Annotated in this window: 23 protein-coding genes; 16 read left to right on the top strand and 7 right to left on the bottom strand. The window is 40.3% G+C overall.

Annotated elements, in window-relative coordinates:
- Positions 1-37: 37 nt before the first annotated feature.
- The 6 genes from EHS15_RS01850 to EHS15_RS01825 form a co-directional block, all read right to left on the bottom strand.
- Positions 38-919 (bottom strand): hypothetical protein, encoded by an 882-nt coding sequence (locus tag EHS15_RS01850; RefSeq protein WP_135758840.1) that lies wholly within the window; start codon positions 917-919, stop codon positions 38-40.
- Positions 920-1,391: 472 nt separating this feature from the next.
- Positions 1,392-2,264: a nucleotidyl transferase AbiEii/AbiGii toxin family protein gene (locus EHS15_RS01845; protein WP_135758839.1), complete on the bottom strand. Its 873-nt coding sequence runs from the start codon at positions 2,262-2,264 to the stop codon at positions 1,392-1,394.
- Positions 2,257-2,850, bottom strand: a complete 594-nt coding sequence (locus EHS15_RS01840; protein ID WP_135758838.1) for a type IV toxin-antitoxin system AbiEi family antitoxin domain-containing protein — start codon at positions 2,848-2,850, stop codon at positions 2,257-2,259. Before EHS15_RS01840 ends, EHS15_RS01845 begins: the two co-directional genes overlap by 8 nt.
- Before the next feature lie 63 nt (positions 2,851-2,913).
- Positions 2,914-3,471, bottom strand: coding sequence for a helix-turn-helix domain-containing protein (locus tag EHS15_RS01835; RefSeq protein WP_135758837.1), 558 nt, complete (start codon positions 3,469-3,471; stop codon positions 2,914-2,916).
- A gap of 502 nt (positions 3,472-3,973) precedes the next feature.
- Positions 3,974-4,504 carry a DUF3102 domain-containing protein gene (locus EHS15_RS01830; RefSeq protein WP_135758836.1) on the bottom strand — a complete coding sequence of 177 codons (531 nt, stop codon included), beginning with the start codon at positions 4,502-4,504 and terminating at the stop codon, positions 3,974-3,976.
- Entirely contained in the window at positions 4,505-5,434 is a 930-nt protein-coding gene (locus EHS15_RS01825) for a ParA family protein (RefSeq protein WP_135758835.1), read from the bottom strand.
- A 181-nt stretch (positions 5,435-5,615) separates the two neighbouring features.
- Between EHS15_RS01825 and EHS15_RS19025 the strand changes: the two genes are divergently transcribed.
- From EHS15_RS19025 to EHS15_RS01810, 4 genes are read left to right on the top strand one after another with little or no spacing between them, the layout of a single operon-like run.
- Positions 5,616-5,771 (top strand): hypothetical protein, encoded by a 156-nt coding sequence (locus EHS15_RS19025; RefSeq protein WP_167884131.1) that lies wholly within the window; start codon positions 5,616-5,618, stop codon positions 5,769-5,771.
- 8 nt (positions 5,772-5,779) lie between these two features.
- Positions 5,780-6,157, top strand: a complete 378-nt coding sequence (locus EHS15_RS01820) for a hypothetical protein (protein ID WP_167884130.1) — start codon at positions 5,780-5,782, stop codon at positions 6,155-6,157.
- Positions 6,132-6,827 carry a hypothetical protein gene (locus tag EHS15_RS01815; RefSeq protein ID WP_135758833.1) on the top strand — a complete coding sequence of 232 codons (696 nt, stop codon included), beginning with the start codon at positions 6,132-6,134 and terminating at the stop codon, positions 6,825-6,827. Before EHS15_RS01820 ends, EHS15_RS01815 begins: the two co-directional genes overlap by 26 nt.
- Before the next feature lie 32 nt (positions 6,828-6,859).
- Entirely contained in the window at positions 6,860-7,111 is a 252-nt protein-coding gene (locus EHS15_RS01810; protein WP_135758832.1) for a hypothetical protein, read from the top strand.
- 3 nt (positions 7,112-7,114) lie between these two features.
- Here the strand turns inward: EHS15_RS01810 and EHS15_RS01805 are convergent, their stop codons facing one another.
- Positions 7,115-7,498: a helix-turn-helix domain-containing protein gene (locus EHS15_RS01805; RefSeq protein ID WP_135758831.1), complete on the bottom strand. Its 384-nt coding sequence runs from the start codon at positions 7,496-7,498 to the stop codon at positions 7,115-7,117.
- A 103-nt stretch (positions 7,499-7,601) separates the two neighbouring features.
- On the opposite strand from EHS15_RS01805, the gene EHS15_RS01800 reads away from it, so the two are divergent.
- The 12 genes from EHS15_RS01800 to EHS15_RS01750 all read left to right on the top strand — a co-directional run bounded on the left by EHS15_RS01800 (position 7,602) and on the right by EHS15_RS01750 (position 14,717).
- Positions 7,602-7,865: a hypothetical protein gene (locus tag EHS15_RS01800; RefSeq protein ID WP_135758830.1), complete on the top strand. Its 264-nt coding sequence runs from the start codon at positions 7,602-7,604 to the stop codon at positions 7,863-7,865.
- A 64-nt stretch (positions 7,866-7,929) separates the two neighbouring features.
- The gene (locus EHS15_RS01795; RefSeq protein WP_135758829.1) at positions 7,930-8,145 is read left to right on the top strand and encodes a hypothetical protein; all 216 of its coding nucleotides are present in this window, start codon (positions 7,930-7,932) and stop codon (positions 8,143-8,145) included.
- Entirely contained in the window at positions 8,138-8,692 is a 555-nt protein-coding gene (locus EHS15_RS01790; RefSeq protein ID WP_135758828.1) for a hypothetical protein, read from the top strand. The genes EHS15_RS01795 and EHS15_RS01790 overlap by 8 nt, the downstream gene beginning before the upstream one ends.
- A gap of 15 nt (positions 8,693-8,707) precedes the next feature.
- Entirely contained in the window at positions 8,708-9,016 is a 309-nt protein-coding gene (locus EHS15_RS01785; RefSeq protein WP_135758827.1) for a hypothetical protein, read from the top strand.
- 30 nt (positions 9,017-9,046) lie between these two features.
- The gene (locus tag EHS15_RS19020) at positions 9,047-9,193 is read left to right on the top strand and encodes a hypothetical protein (RefSeq protein WP_167884129.1); all 147 of its coding nucleotides are present in this window, start codon (positions 9,047-9,049) and stop codon (positions 9,191-9,193) included.
- A 26-nt stretch (positions 9,194-9,219) separates the two neighbouring features.
- Positions 9,220-9,792 carry a hypothetical protein gene (locus EHS15_RS01780; protein ID WP_135758826.1) on the top strand — a complete coding sequence of 191 codons (573 nt, stop codon included), beginning with the start codon at positions 9,220-9,222 and terminating at the stop codon, positions 9,790-9,792.
- A 151-nt stretch (positions 9,793-9,943) separates the two neighbouring features.
- Positions 9,944-10,285 carry a ribosomal-processing cysteine protease Prp gene (locus EHS15_RS01775; RefSeq protein WP_135758825.1) on the top strand — a complete coding sequence of 114 codons (342 nt, stop codon included), beginning with the start codon at positions 9,944-9,946 and terminating at the stop codon, positions 10,283-10,285.
- The gene (locus tag EHS15_RS01770; RefSeq protein WP_135758824.1) at positions 10,278-11,372 is read left to right on the top strand and encodes a hypothetical protein; all 1,095 of its coding nucleotides are present in this window, start codon (positions 10,278-10,280) and stop codon (positions 11,370-11,372) included. Before EHS15_RS01775 ends, EHS15_RS01770 begins: the two co-directional genes overlap by 8 nt.
- Positions 11,369-11,614 carry a hypothetical protein gene (locus EHS15_RS01765; RefSeq protein ID WP_135758823.1) on the top strand — a complete coding sequence of 82 codons (246 nt, stop codon included), beginning with the start codon at positions 11,369-11,371 and terminating at the stop codon, positions 11,612-11,614. Before EHS15_RS01770 ends, EHS15_RS01765 begins: the two co-directional genes overlap by 4 nt.
- Positions 11,614-13,380, top strand: coding sequence for a hypothetical protein (locus tag EHS15_RS01760; protein ID WP_135758822.1), 1,767 nt, complete (start codon positions 11,614-11,616; stop codon positions 13,378-13,380). The genes EHS15_RS01765 and EHS15_RS01760 overlap by 1 nt, the downstream gene beginning before the upstream one ends.
- A 3-nt stretch (positions 13,381-13,383) precedes the next feature.
- Positions 13,384-13,824, top strand: a complete 441-nt coding sequence (locus EHS15_RS01755) for a hypothetical protein (protein ID WP_135758821.1) — start codon at positions 13,384-13,386, stop codon at positions 13,822-13,824.
- On the top strand, positions 13,824-14,717 hold the full coding sequence (locus EHS15_RS01750) for a hypothetical protein (RefSeq protein ID WP_135758820.1): 894 nt from the start codon (positions 13,824-13,826) through the stop codon (positions 14,715-14,717). The genes EHS15_RS01755 and EHS15_RS01750 overlap by 1 nt, the downstream gene beginning before the upstream one ends.
- Positions 14,718-14,824 lie beyond the last annotated feature (107 nt).

The following is a 14,824-nucleotide window of genomic DNA, read 5'->3' as shown; positions in this document are numbered from 1 at the left end:
AAACAAAATCGCAATTTCGATTTTGATACGCATAAACTTAAGTTTTTTCCTTCTTTTTGAGATATTCCTTCAAGCCTTTGATTTCTTTGAGGGAATGAAACTCTTGTCGCTTGGAATTGATATGCGCCTGGATGTATCGTTCCGGACCGCCGGCGATCGGAAAACCTTTAGAAAATAAGGAAATTTCCGATGAGATTTCATTGATCTTTTCTTTATATCCTTGCTTCACTTCTTCCAACTCTTCTTCTAATCGAAGTACTTTCCTTTTTCTTTCCCACCAACTCAAAACTTGGCGATTCAATGATTCGATCTTTTCCGCAGAAAGATCCGGGTATTTTTTCCCGTCCAATTCCCCTTTCAATATCTTTCTAAGATTCAATAGATCATGATTGATCGTATGTTTGGACCAACTAGGAATCGCTTCATGAATCACATCTGCAAGCGAACGCTTTACGATAACTTTGCCCTTACGAGATCCCCCCGCGTTCACCTCCAAGATCGCATCGACCCCCCATCTTTCTTTGATTATGCGATACCTATCTTTAGGTTTATATTTCAGAGGAGTGTCATTGTCCCCGTAAATTGCCTCGTGTAGAGTAGAGGAATCTGAAAGCAAATGAACAGCAGGTATTTTATAACCGGAATCGACTTTCCCTTTTTTGATTCCTTCCACAATCGCTTTCCAACGTCTGCGACCGCGTAAAATATAATATTTACCGAAATTGTTTTTCTCTTTGGAAATTAAAATCGGCTTGTCTGCCCAAACACCGTCTCTCCAAACAGACGCCTTAAAGTGGATCCATTCTTCTTTTTCTTCCGTCGTTTCCGGAGTTCTTTCAAAATTCCAAGGATGAGGTTCTAAATCCGTAGATTTGATTCGAATCTGATGATCCGAAATTTTGATGCGGCTTTCTATCATGAAGGAATAAAATCAAGATTTACCCTTAAGGCTCAAGTAAATTTTCGCTTATAAAAATAAGGGCGCTTCGCATCCTTTCGAAATCTAAGAATTCCGTTCTAGACCTGCGACCGCGCTCTCCGCTGCAATAAACGAAACAGTTTTTCTTAAGGACCGAAACGTATCTCTCATGGTGGCGAAAGCAAGGATGCCGAAGCTCCGGAGTCGAAACAGGAGGTTTCGCGACCGAGAGCGTGAAATACGTTTCGTTTTATTTCCGCTTCGATCGCTAGCGCTGGGAAGCTCCGCTTGTGTTTGATGATTAGATTTATATGGAATGCAACGATCAGTGTTTGGAGTAGATTATTACGTGATGCAGTCTGTTACTTCCCATAATCAGGATTATGTCGCATAATTATAATTAGGTGGCACACTCATACATCCTTTACACTTCTGTCTCAATACATGTTTTACAAAGAACCATAGACTGTAACTACTCTCCTTCTTTTAAGTAATCGTCAGTGATCTTAATGAAAAAGTCAGAAGACCAGTGAGCAAGTACCGCAGGGTTTTTGATAAAAGGAAGAACGTCTTTTTTTGCCTGTTCGAAAGAAACGGATCTGAATCTTTCCCTCAATAAGCCCTTTAACGACTCTAAAGTTAACTTCTCTTTGGCGCCTAAATGACCCGATTGTATCATCCTTGCTTTCAAATGTTCCAAATGAACGGGAGTCCTTTGAGTCAAATACCAAACATAATCGTAAAAGTCCCTTCCTTTCACTCTGGTTTTCCAATCCCTACAAAGCACTGCATGGATTTTTCCCGCAAATAAAGAAGGCTTCGAAAACAAAGGAACGGGAAAAGGGATCGGTTCCAAAAGATACTTCGTTTCATATTCGGCTTTTTTGGGAGGATCTACGTCTATTTCCAATTTGATACGAATTTGTTCGTTTGCATTGATTCCTAAATTTAAGGAACGAATCGCATTGATTTTAAGCAGATGAATTTCCGTTCCGCCTTTGATAAAAGCAGACTTAATTTGGCTTTCGTTTTTCTTATTTTTCTCCTCAACAGACATTTCCAATCCGTAAGATCCGAGTTCATCCTCTAAGGAACGAATGTAGTCTTGCAGTCGGAAGTTTTTATTTTTTTTGACAAGGCTGAAATCTAAGTCTTCTGAAAAACGATCCAATTGATAGAAGATCCGCAAAGCTGTTCCTCCATAAAATGCAGCATGATGAAAGAACCCCCCTCTGTATAAACCCAATAATGCAATTTCTTGAGTAATCTCTTTCAGAGCATTTTTATAATCATCCACCGTCTTACAGGAATATCTTTGCAGCATACTTTCAATAGCGCTATCCATGATTCCCCCCTACTACCTTTTCCAGAAGCAGACATTGTTTTTTCTTATAAAACGGGGCTAAAAATAAAATCAAACTCACATCCAAGCCGAATAGTTTTTCTTCGGGAATTCTTTTATCTTCCAAAAGAAAAGAAGACAGTTCTTCAGGATGATTCAAATCATTCGTTTTATAAATCAAATCCAATAAGGCTTTTTCCGGCGTAGCGATCAAATACCCCTGTCCCGATTCCTCTTTTCTCAAAATTCCAAAAGGATAAACCTCTTTAGGAAGATAATAGTAATAAAAATCTCCGATAGGAGTGTGAAAGGTTTTATTCTTATTTTTATTATACGTTGCGGATGTGATCGAATAAACCCGTTCCGGAATCATTCCGTAATGCGTAAGCGCAGATTCAAAAGAAATATAAGAAGGACCATAAATTACGGAAGCGAGACTGTAGAGAGAATATGTATGATCTTCCGGATCAAGAAAGATTCCTCTCTTCACATGTAAAACTTCCTTAGCTCGGATCATTTTACTTAGTTTCGCTTTCGGCGAAGAATAAGCAGCGAGATCCTGAAGCATCAAACTATGGTTTTTATACATCTCTCCTCCAGTAAGTATAATAAAATATACTTTTCGGAGACACGCAAGTAAAATTTAGCATTTTTAAGTCTTGCAATACATACCACTGCTCAGCATAATCCGGGTCCAAATTTTGAAAATTCGATCATCGGATTCGAAGATCCGACTATCCGCTCCCCTACTCTCAAACAGTTGGAGTAATTTTTGTTTGGTCTCTTGAGAGAAACTTTTGATTTTATCTTCAAAAAGATTAAGCTCAGATGTACTCTTGTATATAGTCTCTAATGTACTATTAAAAGGAGACCTATTGAAATCCGATGCTGGCTCCGATTTTTTCGGGATAGAGGGTCTCATTTCAGTCTGTTGCATTTGTTTTTGAGTCGGACTGGAATCCGATGCTGGTTCGAGATATCTTTTTCTTCCGTCAAAGCCTGTTTGTCGAATGAATCCTTTCTTTTTCAAAAATGAAATCATTCCGGAAATGGTATCCGGCTTTAGTCCGAGCACTTCTGAGAAATATTGATTCGAAGCAAAACATTTTCCTCTTTGATGAAGGGAGACGATCTCAGCTAAAAGTTTTTTCTGGCTGTTTGTTAGTTTTAAATTTTCAATCCATAGAGGGATCCAAATTCCGGTTCTCATTTTTGTTCCTTTGCAGATTGTCCGGACATGCCTCTGGCCAGAGCATACAATCTAAAATTTTAGCCACTCCCCTACTCTCTGTAAAAGCTTAGTGTGAAAATAAGCCTTCGGCCAAAGAAAAGAGAGATATAAAAAGTTCTTCCGAACTTCTAGTTGTGTTTCTACTGGAACAATTTAGATTCCAGATCGTTTCGATAACGGCAATGTGGAAGCGCCGGTCCGGGCATGTCTATCCGAACGATACAAAGAATAACGAAGGTGGATCTTCTGTCAAGAAGAAAAAGAGACATAATTTTGTTATTTGGACTTGAGCTAAAGGAGGTTGCTCTGGGAGGGCTTCCACACCCAACCCAGGCTTTGCTGAAACGATCCAGACAATGGATTAATAAACATTATGAAACCCTTTCGTTTTGAGTACAACTTTTTTTCTTTTCCGGAATAATTTTTTTCGGGCATTTATGGTATTTGCCCGTGACTGTATTTCGGCAAATGTACGAGAAGATTATTTAAGCTTCTTGGCTTCTTTTTCCAGTTCACTTGCTTTGCTTTTGAGTGATTCCGCTTTATCATTCAACCATTCTCGTAATAATAAACGCTCGTTTTTGGTCAGGCTTTTGCCTTCTCTGAATTCTTTATACAAAGCGGTCGGATTTTTTGAAGGATTGATTTCTTTTTCGTCTCCGGATGAATCTGAAAGGAATTTAATCGCCGATTTCAAATCGGCAATCGGTTGCCGATTTAAAACTTCTTTATTTTCAAACAATCGGATGTAATTTCGTGCGGATCTTTCTGAAAACGGCAGATTGCCTTCTATCCAAGGAATCCAATTCCCGTGACCGAGTTCTTGTTTCTTTTTAGAAAGTTCTTCTCCTATCAGAATGCTGTTTTGGAGGACGTTTCTCATTCCTCCGATCACTGAATCGTGGAGCTCTATAATTCGAAGTGCACTTCTATCTACGGAAAGAGAATTGTCTTTCTCTACTTTGGAAGCTCCCGGTCTGGACCCGGTAAGAGAACTTAATCTGTTTCCCATCTATCGAATCTCCTTAGCTAAGGTTTCAAATATTTGTGCATTTTTTTCAGAAAGAGGTTTTCCTAGATCGACTGCACCTGCGATGGAATCGGATTTAGGAATGAATGTTTTTGCGAAATGGATTCCGATATCGTCCATTGCATCAGCTTTTTTTTCGGATACCATGGTTCTTATAGGAAGAAGTTTTATTTTTTCTTTTTTATCCAAAGTTTCATTTGCGAGTTCAAAAACTTCTTTGATCTCTTCGTAACCTTGAATGTTCCATCTGGAAAAACCGATCGGCGTTAGCACCAGATCCGCAGCAAAGATACCAATATTCAATTCCAAACAAAGTGCCGGAGGAGTATCGATTAGAATGTAGTCGTAAGATAAAGATCGAATTTGTTTTCTAAATCGAGATTGAAGCCCCGCATCCCAAGCAACGGAAAGAGAAACTTTCGATAATTTCGGAGTCGTGGGTATGCAGTCTAAATTGAATTTTTCGGAACGAATAGGAAGTTCTGAAAGAGGAGAGATTCCTTGAAAGGCTTTTGCAACGGAATGACTTTCAATCGTATGAACATCTTCTTCTCTCAAAAAATAATCGGTGAGATTATTGTTATGATCCAGATCTATAAGTAAGATCTTCGATTTGGGAGAAATCGATTGGAGAGCTTGCGCTAAAAAAACAGTCAGAGTCGTTTTTCCAACACCGCCTTTGAGAGAAGCAATCGTGAAGATTTTCATATATAGGTAGGTTGGAAATCCTTTTCTTTGTTGCCAATCTTGTTTTAAAAAATTCAAAAAAATGGGCGAAAAGGAAATAAAATTTCGTGTAACTGAAAATCCTCCGGCATTTTCCGCCTCGAAAATAGAAAATGCTCTTTTTAAGTCCGAGACTGTTTCGGAAAAAACCATAGTTGTTTCCTTGTCTGTGTTTGAAAAAGACATGGGTTCTTCCGTCACTTATAAGAACTAATTTCAGAACATTGTACAAAACGAATTGTCCGAATCGCATTCGGAATGTTTAAACCTCATTTTAATAAAAAAACAGGGGAATTTTACTTATGTCACATATTACTTAATTTTTGTATAGTATTTTGTCCTACCCCTGTGGGACTATGTATTTGTTATGTTAACAAATGAGCAGTGGAAAGAAAGGGAGTGGGTGGAATCCGTTTTACTCGCTTTGATGGAAGAGACGGTTCTTTACGGAACTCATCCGGAAAAATCACTGACTCATTATTCCGACAAGATAGTGAAACATTTTCAAGAAGTAGGGGAGTGATCGATTCGATGTTAGCTACTGAAATTAAACCGCAATACGATGAAATATTTACCATGGCACCGATTCGTCCTTTTCCGGATGAGCCTGAAAAAATCTTCAGAATCTTACGGACATTCGGCTACAGCCTGGATTCAATCGCTTCGGAAGCTAGGGTTGATTCTTCCATCGTAGGCAAATTCATTCATAGAAAATCCCATTCTCCCAAGGTGGCTCTTTGGTTTGAAAGAAAAGGGATTTATTTGGATCGAGAGTATCCCGATCCGAATAGGTCCGCGAAAACGATTTTGGAACGAATCACTGTGGATCTACCCGAATATAAATTGGCAATTTTTAGAAAACAAATGAATCAGAGGCAAACGTATGATCGCAGTCCAAGAAAAAAATAATCACAATTCATTCATGCAGCTTTCTGCGGAAGAAAGAGTTCTTACGATCACCAAGAATCGGCAGATCATCCAAAAGCTCATGAAGGAAGTTTTGCGGGAAGGGGAACATTATGGAAATATCCCCGGAACAAATAAACCTACATTGCTGAAACCTGGTGCTGAGAACTTGTGTTTCACTTTCAGACTTTGTCCGAAAATTCAGGATCAAATCCGAGACTTGGGAAACGGTCATAGAGAAGTTCTTTCTACTTGTTCCATTTATTCTTTGGAATCGGAAGAGCTACTTGCATCCGTTAGTGGATCATGTTCCACAATGGAATCCAGACACAGATACAGAGGAAGCACTTTCGAGCTCACTGGCGAACCCATCCCACAAGATTCGAAAGAGAAAAAAGCGGAATATCGCAGGAAAGGTTTCGGTATGAGAAATATCGGAGGGGAGTGGCATTGGGTTCGTTACACCGGCGGAAAGATCGAAAATTCCGATTTAGCGGACACTTGGAATACTGTTTTGAAGATCGCTCAGAAAAGGGCATTGGTGGCGGCAGTTCTGGTTTCTTTGGCGGTATCCGATATGTTCAACCAAGATCTGGATGATATGGATTTAATCGAAGTTCCTGAAGGGAAAATGAATCAGAAAGTTCCCGACAAAAATCCGCAAAACAAATAATAGACGACTGTTCGTGACTGTGAGGAAGGGATATGAATAAAGTAGTTCATAAATTAAATTGGGGTGAGATCATTCAGGACTATTATTCAGGGATGAATTTTAGAGCCTTGGAATCCAAATACAAAGTGAGTGTGCGCACCATTCAGCAGGTGAATCGAGTCATCATGGAGGATCAATTTAAAAGAGAAGATTCCCTGATCAGAAAAAATATAGGAAATCTGCTCGAAGAAATCCACCTTACAAAGGAAAGGCATTGTGGAGAGAAGGGGCTTGTCGAAGGATAAAGATTATTTTTCTTTCAAAAATTGTTTTATCAATTTCAATAAAGAATGATAATCTTCTTTTTTTAATTTTAAGATTTTAGGCAGCATATCTCGGATCTCTGGAATTTTTTCCAGACTTCTTCCGTTCCAAGAGATTCGAGACACTTCTTTCAGGATCGAGTTTTTATCTTTCTTTTTAGGAAGTTCGCCGGATAAAATCCATTCCTTTCTATAGCCGAATTTTTCTTCCAATAAGATGGCAATCGATTCAGTAATTGTTATTTCTCCCGAAATATAACGGCTGATTGTTTGTTGGCTCTTCCCGATTTCCTGAGCAACTTGCGCTTGCGTCCAACCCTCGTTTTTTAAATGAGAAAAAATTTCTCCGATTCTATCTACGGGAGCCATATCAGAAAAAAATCCGTAACGGATAAAATTTTTGTTTACTAAACATAAGTTACGTATAGGCTCCTTTAGATATTCCTCTCATTAGAGAGATAAGGTAAAGATAATGATCACACAAGAGACACAATCCAAAATTCATGAAATCATGATTTTGTCTCCTCTTCGGCCTTTTCCGGACGATTCGAAAAAGATACTGAGAGTTCTAGCCAGTTTGGGACATAGCCCAGATTCGATTGCGGAAGAGTCCTCAGTCGATCGCTCTTTGGTAGGAAAGTTCATCCACAATCGTTCCCATTCTCCTAAGGTAGCCCTTTGGTTTGAAGAACATGGAATCTATTTGGATCGAATCTATCCGGATCCTCGTAAATAAAAATCGATATCTGCGGTCCCTGGGATTGTCCCAGGTTTATTTTAAAATCAATCAAGAGGAATGCATGTTTTCGGAAATAGCGGAAAGGCAACTAACAAAGATAGGAGATTCTGAGGAAATGAACCCGTTTCATATTATATACTTAGCAATCAGTGTTTTGGGAATTTATTTATTCGTTCGTCTGTGTTTCTTTTTTAAGGATAAAAAGAGATTAAGAGTGCCTTCTCATAACGTATCCAATGTTTCTTATCCGTTTCTGAAAGGTGAGTCGCATGACTGATTTTTTCGGTAAAATGCCCCTAGATGCACCTCTCCATATCAGAAATCCTAGAAGACTGTACCTTCTGAATATCATTTATTTTAAGATAGGCGGTAATTCGGAATGGACCGGAAGGATCGAAACCATTGTGCAAATCGCAAACGAATTCACTCCATTGAGCGAACCCCAATGGACCAAACACCAGGTTGAATATGCTTTGAAGGAATTGAGAAAATCAGGATGGATTTCCGCTTATCGAAAAGGAAGAAACAAACCTATGACTTATATGCGTTCCCGACCTGAAGATGTGCTTCCTCTTTCCGTAAAGGAATCTAAGCCAACTAAGTTGCGTATGGTTGCAGTTGATCCCACAAAGGAAGTTTTTTTAAAACAAAAAATAGAGAGTCCGGAACAGGATGTCTGGAAAGAATTTCAGGATTGGAGTAGGGGAAAGGTTTCCGATTCCACATATCAATCCATTCGAGAATCCAAACATTCTTCTGAACTTCCCGGTCGAATTTCCCAAATTTGGCTCTCTTGGCAGAGCTCTAGAGCGGTCTGTATCTGAAAGGAATGGAGCACGATGATGAATGATGTATTGGAAACAGAAATCGAAATGGCCTGCGGCAGATACCGATTCAAAGGTAAGTGTAGAAAAAATGGAATCACTCCGAATCGAATGTCTTTCGTGCTCTATGCAGTTCAGATGACTTTGTCTCTGAATCCGCATTTCTTTTTAGCAATGAAACCTACTAAATTGTTTTGGGCGAGAATCAACAGGGATGCTTCGAATGTGATTTGGTTTCGACAAGGGGAACTTACTTTAAACGAATCGATCGAGATCTTAGATCGATTGTTTCTTTATGCGGAAAAAAACATGGAAATGATCTAAACGAAAAAATCAGGAAAAGAGGGAGTAAAAATGTATTCGATTCAAACGGAAAAAGGCTTAGTCGAAGCCGGCATTTTAAACGTGTTAAAGGCGATTTCCAAAGCCAAACATGTAAAAGGTTCTTTTATTGTTTCGGAAGAGAATGGAAAGGTCGTTTGGCCTTTAAGGTTGAAGTAGGAAATTTGTATGAAGGGAATATGAGTATGTTCGTAGAAGATGAATTAAACTTACAATTGTTCGGTTCTAGTGAAGTGCTTCCTGTGGAAGTATTCGAATGGAAAGATCCGGAAACGCAGAAAGTTTTTCAAATCCCTTTGAAAATCAAAACAGGCTCTGAAGAGATCGATATGAAAGTAGTGATCGGTCATTTGAATTCAGGGATACGTAAGGTTGTCACAAGAGAAGTTCGTGCGAAAGCGGAAAGTAAAGTTAAAGAATTGAAAGCGATTCTTGCGGAAAAAGAGATATTCGAGTCGGATCTTACGGAGAAGGCGAAAGGATTTGAAAAAGAAGTTCATCGACTTGCTGATCTTTATCGAGAAACGAAAATCGAAAAAGATATCTTAGAAGCTATGTTGTTTTTTATGCGAAACGATGCGGAAGAAAGAGTGAACGAATTTAAAAGTAAAAGTTCTTCTCTTTTAAAAGAAGAGGACGGTTTTTATAAAACGGTTGTTAAGTTAAAAGAAATGAAACAAGAATTCTCTGCAAAAGAAGCGGTAGAATATTGTTTTGCAGATATCTCAGTAAAAGGAATCGAAAATACTGATCAATGAAAGAAACGAAAGTTGCTATACGTTTGATAAGTAAATGATTGACATTTGATTTTTCTTATGTAATACTATTTTTCAGATTCTTTTTCTAAAAAAGGGTCTCTTCGGTAACTCTCCGATATGAGTAAATCATCTTCGATTTAAGGGAAGTTACATGATTGAGATCGCGGTTTTAAAACCCATTTCCTATCAAAAAAACAAACCGAATTATATCGGTTTGAGCCTGAAAGGGCATGCACCTTCCGAACACGGAGAAAAGGGCAAAAATATTCTCTGCTCCGCCATCTCTGCTTTATCTCAAACCCTGCTTATGTATTTGGACAATAAAAATTGTCTCAGCTCTTTTCAGAAGGGAGAAGGAGCACTGGAACTCACCATCAAACCTACAAGCAGTCCATCCATTGTGGATGAATCCTTTCTATTCGCGTTCTTCGGGTTTAAAGCCCTACAAAATCAGTATCCGAAAGATATCTTTATCCGGGAAATTTATGTTTAAAGAATTTGAAAATCAAATATGGACGACTAGCGGTGTGAATGCGGTCGTAACGGAAAATTCGGACGAATCGATCGATGGATCTTCCCAAAAGATCGTCTTTTCGGAAGCGGGAGCTTGGGCTTTGTCCACTTTCACTCCGATCGATTTGGAAAATTACGAAGAAGTGTCTTTGCAGGTTTATATCAAACCGACTCTTTCGCGTCAGGAAATTTTTAAAGTAGAGATCAACGGAAACGAATATTCTTTCTCTCGGGCAAAGTCCGGATGGCAGCACGTTCTCATCAACTGCCAAGGTTGGGAAGATGACATTTCCACGATCAAATTTACGAGTCTGATCGGATCTACGGTTCTATTTGTCGACCTAATCGGTTGTCGAAAAGTCACCTATGAAACGATGGATTTCGATGTAGTAGAAGCGATCCAAAATAAGGTTGTTCTTGATTACAATGTTTCCACTGAACTAACATTAGATGCAACGTCCGGATCCTCTTCCCTTTCTTTAGAGCCCAATGACTATATTCGAGATCTTACGATGCTGAGGCTGATAGACGGACCTTTGAGTGAAGAGGTTCAATTGGAATTGGAATCCGGAACTCTTACAAGCCCTCTTGTCAATTCTTATGACAAGGATACGACGATCGTGACCGCATTTTGCCCGGTGATTACAGAAGAGTCCGATGTGACGGAAGCGGATCCTGTTTGCGGGATCTTCATTTCGGGAAACGATTCCATTAAGGAAGATGTTGTGATTCCTATGAAGGGGGTCAGCTCCACGGGAGGAAAACTCAAACGATTCTTAGGTGTTTTGAATCTGGTCGTATACATTGAATCATCTTCCAAACGGAAGTTAATGTCTTTGTGCCGTCAGTTTGAGAATGCTTATGGGGAAACTTTCTCCATTCTTTTGGATGGAGAAGTTTTGGAATTAAGACAAAGTGTGATTCCTGTATCCGATTTTCAACCTGAGGAAGTAGGAAGTCTTCCTCGCAAATCCTATTTTTATTCTGTTGAACCGCAACCGATCACCTTATCCACGAAAAGAGAAATAGAAACCATTCATATCGATATCGACAGCGAGGCAGTATGAAGATAACCAACATCACGAATTCGATTCAACAAATTCATCGAATAGAAGGGGAGAGTCTTTCCCTCCTTCCCACGGAGACTGTAGAACTTCCCGAAACAGAAGTTTATGATTTCGAAATCGAAAGATTGAAGAATCAGCTAACTATAATTAAGGAAGAATCTGTCACTGAAGAAAGTCCTCAAGAAGGCGAATTTACGGTGCGAACCGAAACATCTGATTCTAATAATGAGGTGGCTCAATAATGGGTTACGGTGCGCAAGCAAAAAGAGTTCCTGCCAAAGGGCAGGGTATAGTGGTCGATGCTGACGTTTTTAAGTTAGGCATCGTTGGGAAATTCAAACGTGGATTGGCATCCGTACAAACGGGTCTTTACTCCATGGATGATGTAAGAAAGGTATGCGGGAATGCAACCACATCAAGCAATGCTTGGCTGGTTTTGAGAGCACTCTACCAACACTTGAGACCAGGTGTGACTGTAGAATCCAAAATCCTCATGCATGTGGCAAACGATGCGGTACAAGCCGGATATGCTATCAATGACGGAGCGACAACTAAAGTTTTCGACTTTAAAGCCGGAGCAAAAGGTGAAGTGGATAAGTCTGCAGGTGGAAATGATATCGCGATTAAGATTTCTCAATCCGAATCAGTCACTTTCAAACTGACTGCCGATACTGATGAAGCGCCTACTGTCGCTTATCTGGATCAAATCAATAACCTGGAAGTGGGTTACCAAGTGAAGTTCGCAGATGGAACAAATACCGAGTATGCGTTCATCACTGCGATCGATGCGGTAACGAAAAAAATCACTTTTGCAGCTTTAACCAACGATTATACAGCGGCTTTGACAACTGTCTCCAGATGCGATTGGAACCTTTTCATTGCTGTTAAGGATGATTACGGTTCGTACCAACAACAAGAATCCTACTTGGACATTCCGTACGTAAAATCTTCCACAAAAGGAATGATCCCTCTTGTGAACAATGCGGTATCGGGTTCCTTCTACGGAATTTTGACATTGAATGATGCGAATTCCACTACAGGTGCGAATGCGAGACCTGCTGCGCTTGCTTCTTGGACTCCTTTGACAGGTGGATCCAACGGAACAGCTGCGAACGATGCAAGCTGGAACAGCCTTGTTGCGGGTCTTGCCGACGAACATATTCAGATCCTTCTGGCTCCTGAAAGTTCGTCTCCTACGCATAACAACAATATGGCAACTTTCACCACCAGTGGTTACAAAGCGCTTTATTTCGGTCAAGCATCCAACGGTGCTACGGAAGACGTTTTGAAAAACCTGGGCGGTATTTGTTCCGAGCCTATCAAATTCGGTATGCTTCCGATCGATAAGTGGTTCGAAACAGATGATCCTACAAAAGACGGCGGAAAAATCCAAATCCCTCCTGTAGGTCATGCGGCGGCACATTGGTTTAACAACTATTCTGTGTATGGCGCTTCTAAAGTAGCGGCAGGAAACAGAGATGCGTTGGTAACTTCCGACAGACTACTCGATTCCAACGGGCTCATTCATGACGATGTGAACGGAAAAGGAGATCGCCTCATCCGTAAATATCGAATCAACATCGCTCGTTACAGACAAGGGAAGGGGATTACAATCAACTCCGCAAGAACTTGGTCTACGGACACAGGGTATCAGTTCCAAAACCAAATCATGCAATGGCTTCTTTACAAAGTCTCCATTTTGGATTATCTCCGTTCCATCGAACAAGATAAAGCAGGTGTAAGAGCTCAAGAAGATCATTACAATGCGATTTGGTCTTACATGATCAAAAAATATGATGCTGGTGAGTTCTTCCAAGGACAAAGAGAAGACGGAACTCCAACTGAATTTCAGGATGTGGTTCAAATTGTGAATGATTTTACAGTCAACACTCTCGCAGACATTGCGAACGGTATTGAAAACAACTTCGTTCAATTCATTGCACCTCCTCCGATCGAGGAACCAATTCTGTCTTTGGCTTCGGCTCCAGTAACAATGGTAAAGGGATAAACAATGAAACACACAATTGACTTACAATTATTCGCAAGGGCTCAGTCCTGGAATGCGGAACTTAAGATCGATGCGGACACTGTGTATGTACAAAATATCAGTGAAGTATCGGAAGGAGAAGAGGGCAGGATCGACGTCGTCGACGGAGACCGAAAGTACAAAATCGGTGACCAAATTTTCGACGTAGGTGAGATCACTGCAACCGTTCTCATGAAGAACAAAACGGAAAGAAGAGATTACGATCTTCTAAACGAATTCGCAAAAGGAAAACCGAAAGATGTGTTTCTCACCTTCAGGGATTCCCAAGGGGTTCCTCAATTGACTTATCTGCTTTCCAACTGCGGATGCCATAGAGGAAAAAAGAATGCTTACGACCGTAAGTCGAAGGCAGAAGACACACACACGTTTATCTTAACTCCAGAGGCAGTGAAGGAAGTAGCTTAATGTTTCGATTGTATTGCGGTTTAGTTCGAGAAGGTATTTGGTATAACCATGCTGAGGTGGAACCGATCAGCGGAGGAATTCTTTCCATTATGGATGGGATGGATAAGTCCGGTGCAGGTTACATGTTGAAAGTAGTAGAGGGGAGTGTAAAAACCCTCTACACTCAGGAAGGCAAAAGTTATTCTCTCGAACCGGAAGATTACAAAGAGATCAAAGGGAAAGACGGTTGGAAGATCTGTGAAGAAGCATCCAAACTTTTTACCGGAGAAAAGTATCATACGTTTGAAGAACATTTTTTCTGCTCGGTTTGCTCCACCACGAATCACGAGAAATACACTCCCGTGAAGGAGAGTTGGCAGCAACTTGCGGAAAAAGGACTCATCGATGAACATTACTTGAATGATCCTTCCGAATTTCGATGGATGACGGAACTTCCCGTCCCTATCGAAATCAAACCCTTACAAAGTCACATTACAGGAGGGACCTACACGAAACTTGTGAGAGAAATTTTGTCCATAGGGCAGATGATTCGTCTCTCCAAGGATTCCTGGGCGGCACAGACAGAAGCCAATATGTTATGTGCCACCTGGGATGCGGAAATCGTAGAAGTGGTAGGTCTCTCCGAACGAGAGTTGAATATTCTGAAGCGAAACAATCAGGAGAATTTCTCCAAAAAATATCTTAAAGATCAGGCTAACATCGAAGAGATGTTAGTCAGCGAAAGAAAGTTAGGATATGAAGGCGAATTTAGAAACGTTTCTTGTAAACATTGCGGAAGTGAAGTAGGGGGGCACCTCGACTTCACAAATTTTTTTTCTTTCTTATCTCCGAAGAAATCAAGCCATTCCGCGAGAACGGCAGACCGGACAACCCGCTCTACTACCCGTCGATAGGAAATCCTGATTATCCCTATCAGGATTGGAGAGATAAGAAAGCAGAAAAAGCTTGGGAGTTTTTAGGTTATGCGGTGGATCGATATCATTCGATCTGCCGTGCATTC

The sequence above is a fragment of the Leptospira idonii genome, assembly GCF_004770995.1.
GTDB lineage: Bacteria > Spirochaetota > Leptospiria > Leptospirales > Leptospiraceae > Leptospira_A > Leptospira_A idonii.
Note: the sequence above shows the minus strand (reverse complement) of the source record. Positions and strands in the feature narration are given on the sequence as shown.

What these genes read in the sequence shown, in the direction of transcription:
- EHS15_RS19020 (WP_167884129.1), top strand. Translation starts at nt 9,047, where the DNA reads ATGTATTCGATTCAAACGGAAAAAGGCTTAGTCGAAGCCGGCATTTTA.
- EHS15_RS01780 (WP_135758826.1), top strand. Translation starts at nt 9,220, where the DNA reads ATGTTCGTAGAAGATGAATTAAACTTACAATTGTTCGGTTCTAGTGAA.
- EHS15_RS01795 (WP_135758829.1), top strand. Translation starts at nt 7,930, where the DNA reads ATGTTTTCGGAAATAGCGGAAAGGCAACTAACAAAGATAGGAGATTCT.
- EHS15_RS01845 (WP_135758839.1), bottom strand. Translation starts at nt 2,264, where the DNA reads ATGGATAGCGCTATTGAAAGTATGCTGCAAAGATATTCCTGTAAGACG.
- EHS15_RS01775 (WP_135758825.1), top strand. Translation starts at nt 9,944, where the DNA reads ATGATTGAGATCGCGGTTTTAAAACCCATTTCCTATCAAAAAAACAAA.
- EHS15_RS01800 (WP_135758830.1), top strand. Translation starts at nt 7,602, where the DNA reads ATGATCACACAAGAGACACAATCCAAAATTCATGAAATCATGATTTTG.
- EHS15_RS19025 (WP_167884131.1), top strand. Translation starts at nt 5,616, where the DNA reads ATGTTAACAAATGAGCAGTGGAAAGAAAGGGAGTGGGTGGAATCCGTT.
- EHS15_RS01840 (WP_135758838.1), bottom strand. Translation starts at nt 2,850, where the DNA reads ATGTATAAAAACCATAGTTTGATGCTTCAGGATCTCGCTGCTTATTCT.
- EHS15_RS01805 (WP_135758831.1), bottom strand. Translation starts at nt 7,498, where the DNA reads ATGGCTCCCGTAGATAGAATCGGAGAAATTTTTTCTCATTTAAAAAAC.
- EHS15_RS01750 (WP_135758820.1), top strand. Translation starts at nt 13,824, where the DNA reads ATGTTTCGATTGTATTGCGGTTTAGTTCGAGAAGGTATTTGGTATAAC.
- EHS15_RS01760 (WP_135758822.1), top strand. Translation starts at nt 11,614, where the DNA reads ATGGGTTACGGTGCGCAAGCAAAAAGAGTTCCTGCCAAAGGGCAGGGT.
- EHS15_RS01765 (WP_135758823.1), top strand. Translation starts at nt 11,369, where the DNA reads ATGAAGATAACCAACATCACGAATTCGATTCAACAAATTCATCGAATA.
- EHS15_RS01770 (WP_135758824.1), top strand. Translation starts at nt 10,278, where the DNA reads ATGTTTAAAGAATTTGAAAATCAAATATGGACGACTAGCGGTGTGAAT.
- EHS15_RS01815 (WP_135758833.1), top strand. Translation starts at nt 6,132, where the DNA reads ATGATCGCAGTCCAAGAAAAAAATAATCACAATTCATTCATGCAGCTT.
- EHS15_RS01850 (WP_135758840.1), bottom strand. Translation starts at nt 919, where the DNA reads ATGATAGAAAGCCGCATCAAAATTTCGGATCATCAGATTCGAATCAAA.
- EHS15_RS01825 (WP_135758835.1), bottom strand. Translation starts at nt 5,434, where the DNA reads ATGTCTTTTTCAAACACAGACAAGGAAACAACTATGGTTTTTTCCGAA.
- EHS15_RS01820 (WP_167884130.1), top strand. Translation starts at nt 5,780, where the DNA reads ATGTTAGCTACTGAAATTAAACCGCAATACGATGAAATATTTACCATG.
- EHS15_RS01755 (WP_135758821.1), top strand. Translation starts at nt 13,384, where the DNA reads ATGAAACACACAATTGACTTACAATTATTCGCAAGGGCTCAGTCCTGG.
- EHS15_RS01790 (WP_135758828.1), top strand. Translation starts at nt 8,138, where the DNA reads ATGACTGATTTTTTCGGTAAAATGCCCCTAGATGCACCTCTCCATATC.
- EHS15_RS01830 (WP_135758836.1), bottom strand. Translation starts at nt 4,504, where the DNA reads ATGGGAAACAGATTAAGTTCTCTTACCGGGTCCAGACCGGGAGCTTCC.
- EHS15_RS01835 (WP_135758837.1), bottom strand. Translation starts at nt 3,471, where the DNA reads ATGAGAACCGGAATTTGGATCCCTCTATGGATTGAAAATTTAAAACTA.
- EHS15_RS01785 (WP_135758827.1), top strand. Translation starts at nt 8,708, where the DNA reads ATGATGAATGATGTATTGGAAACAGAAATCGAAATGGCCTGCGGCAGA.
- EHS15_RS01810 (WP_135758832.1), top strand. Translation starts at nt 6,860, where the DNA reads ATGAATAAAGTAGTTCATAAATTAAATTGGGGTGAGATCATTCAGGAC.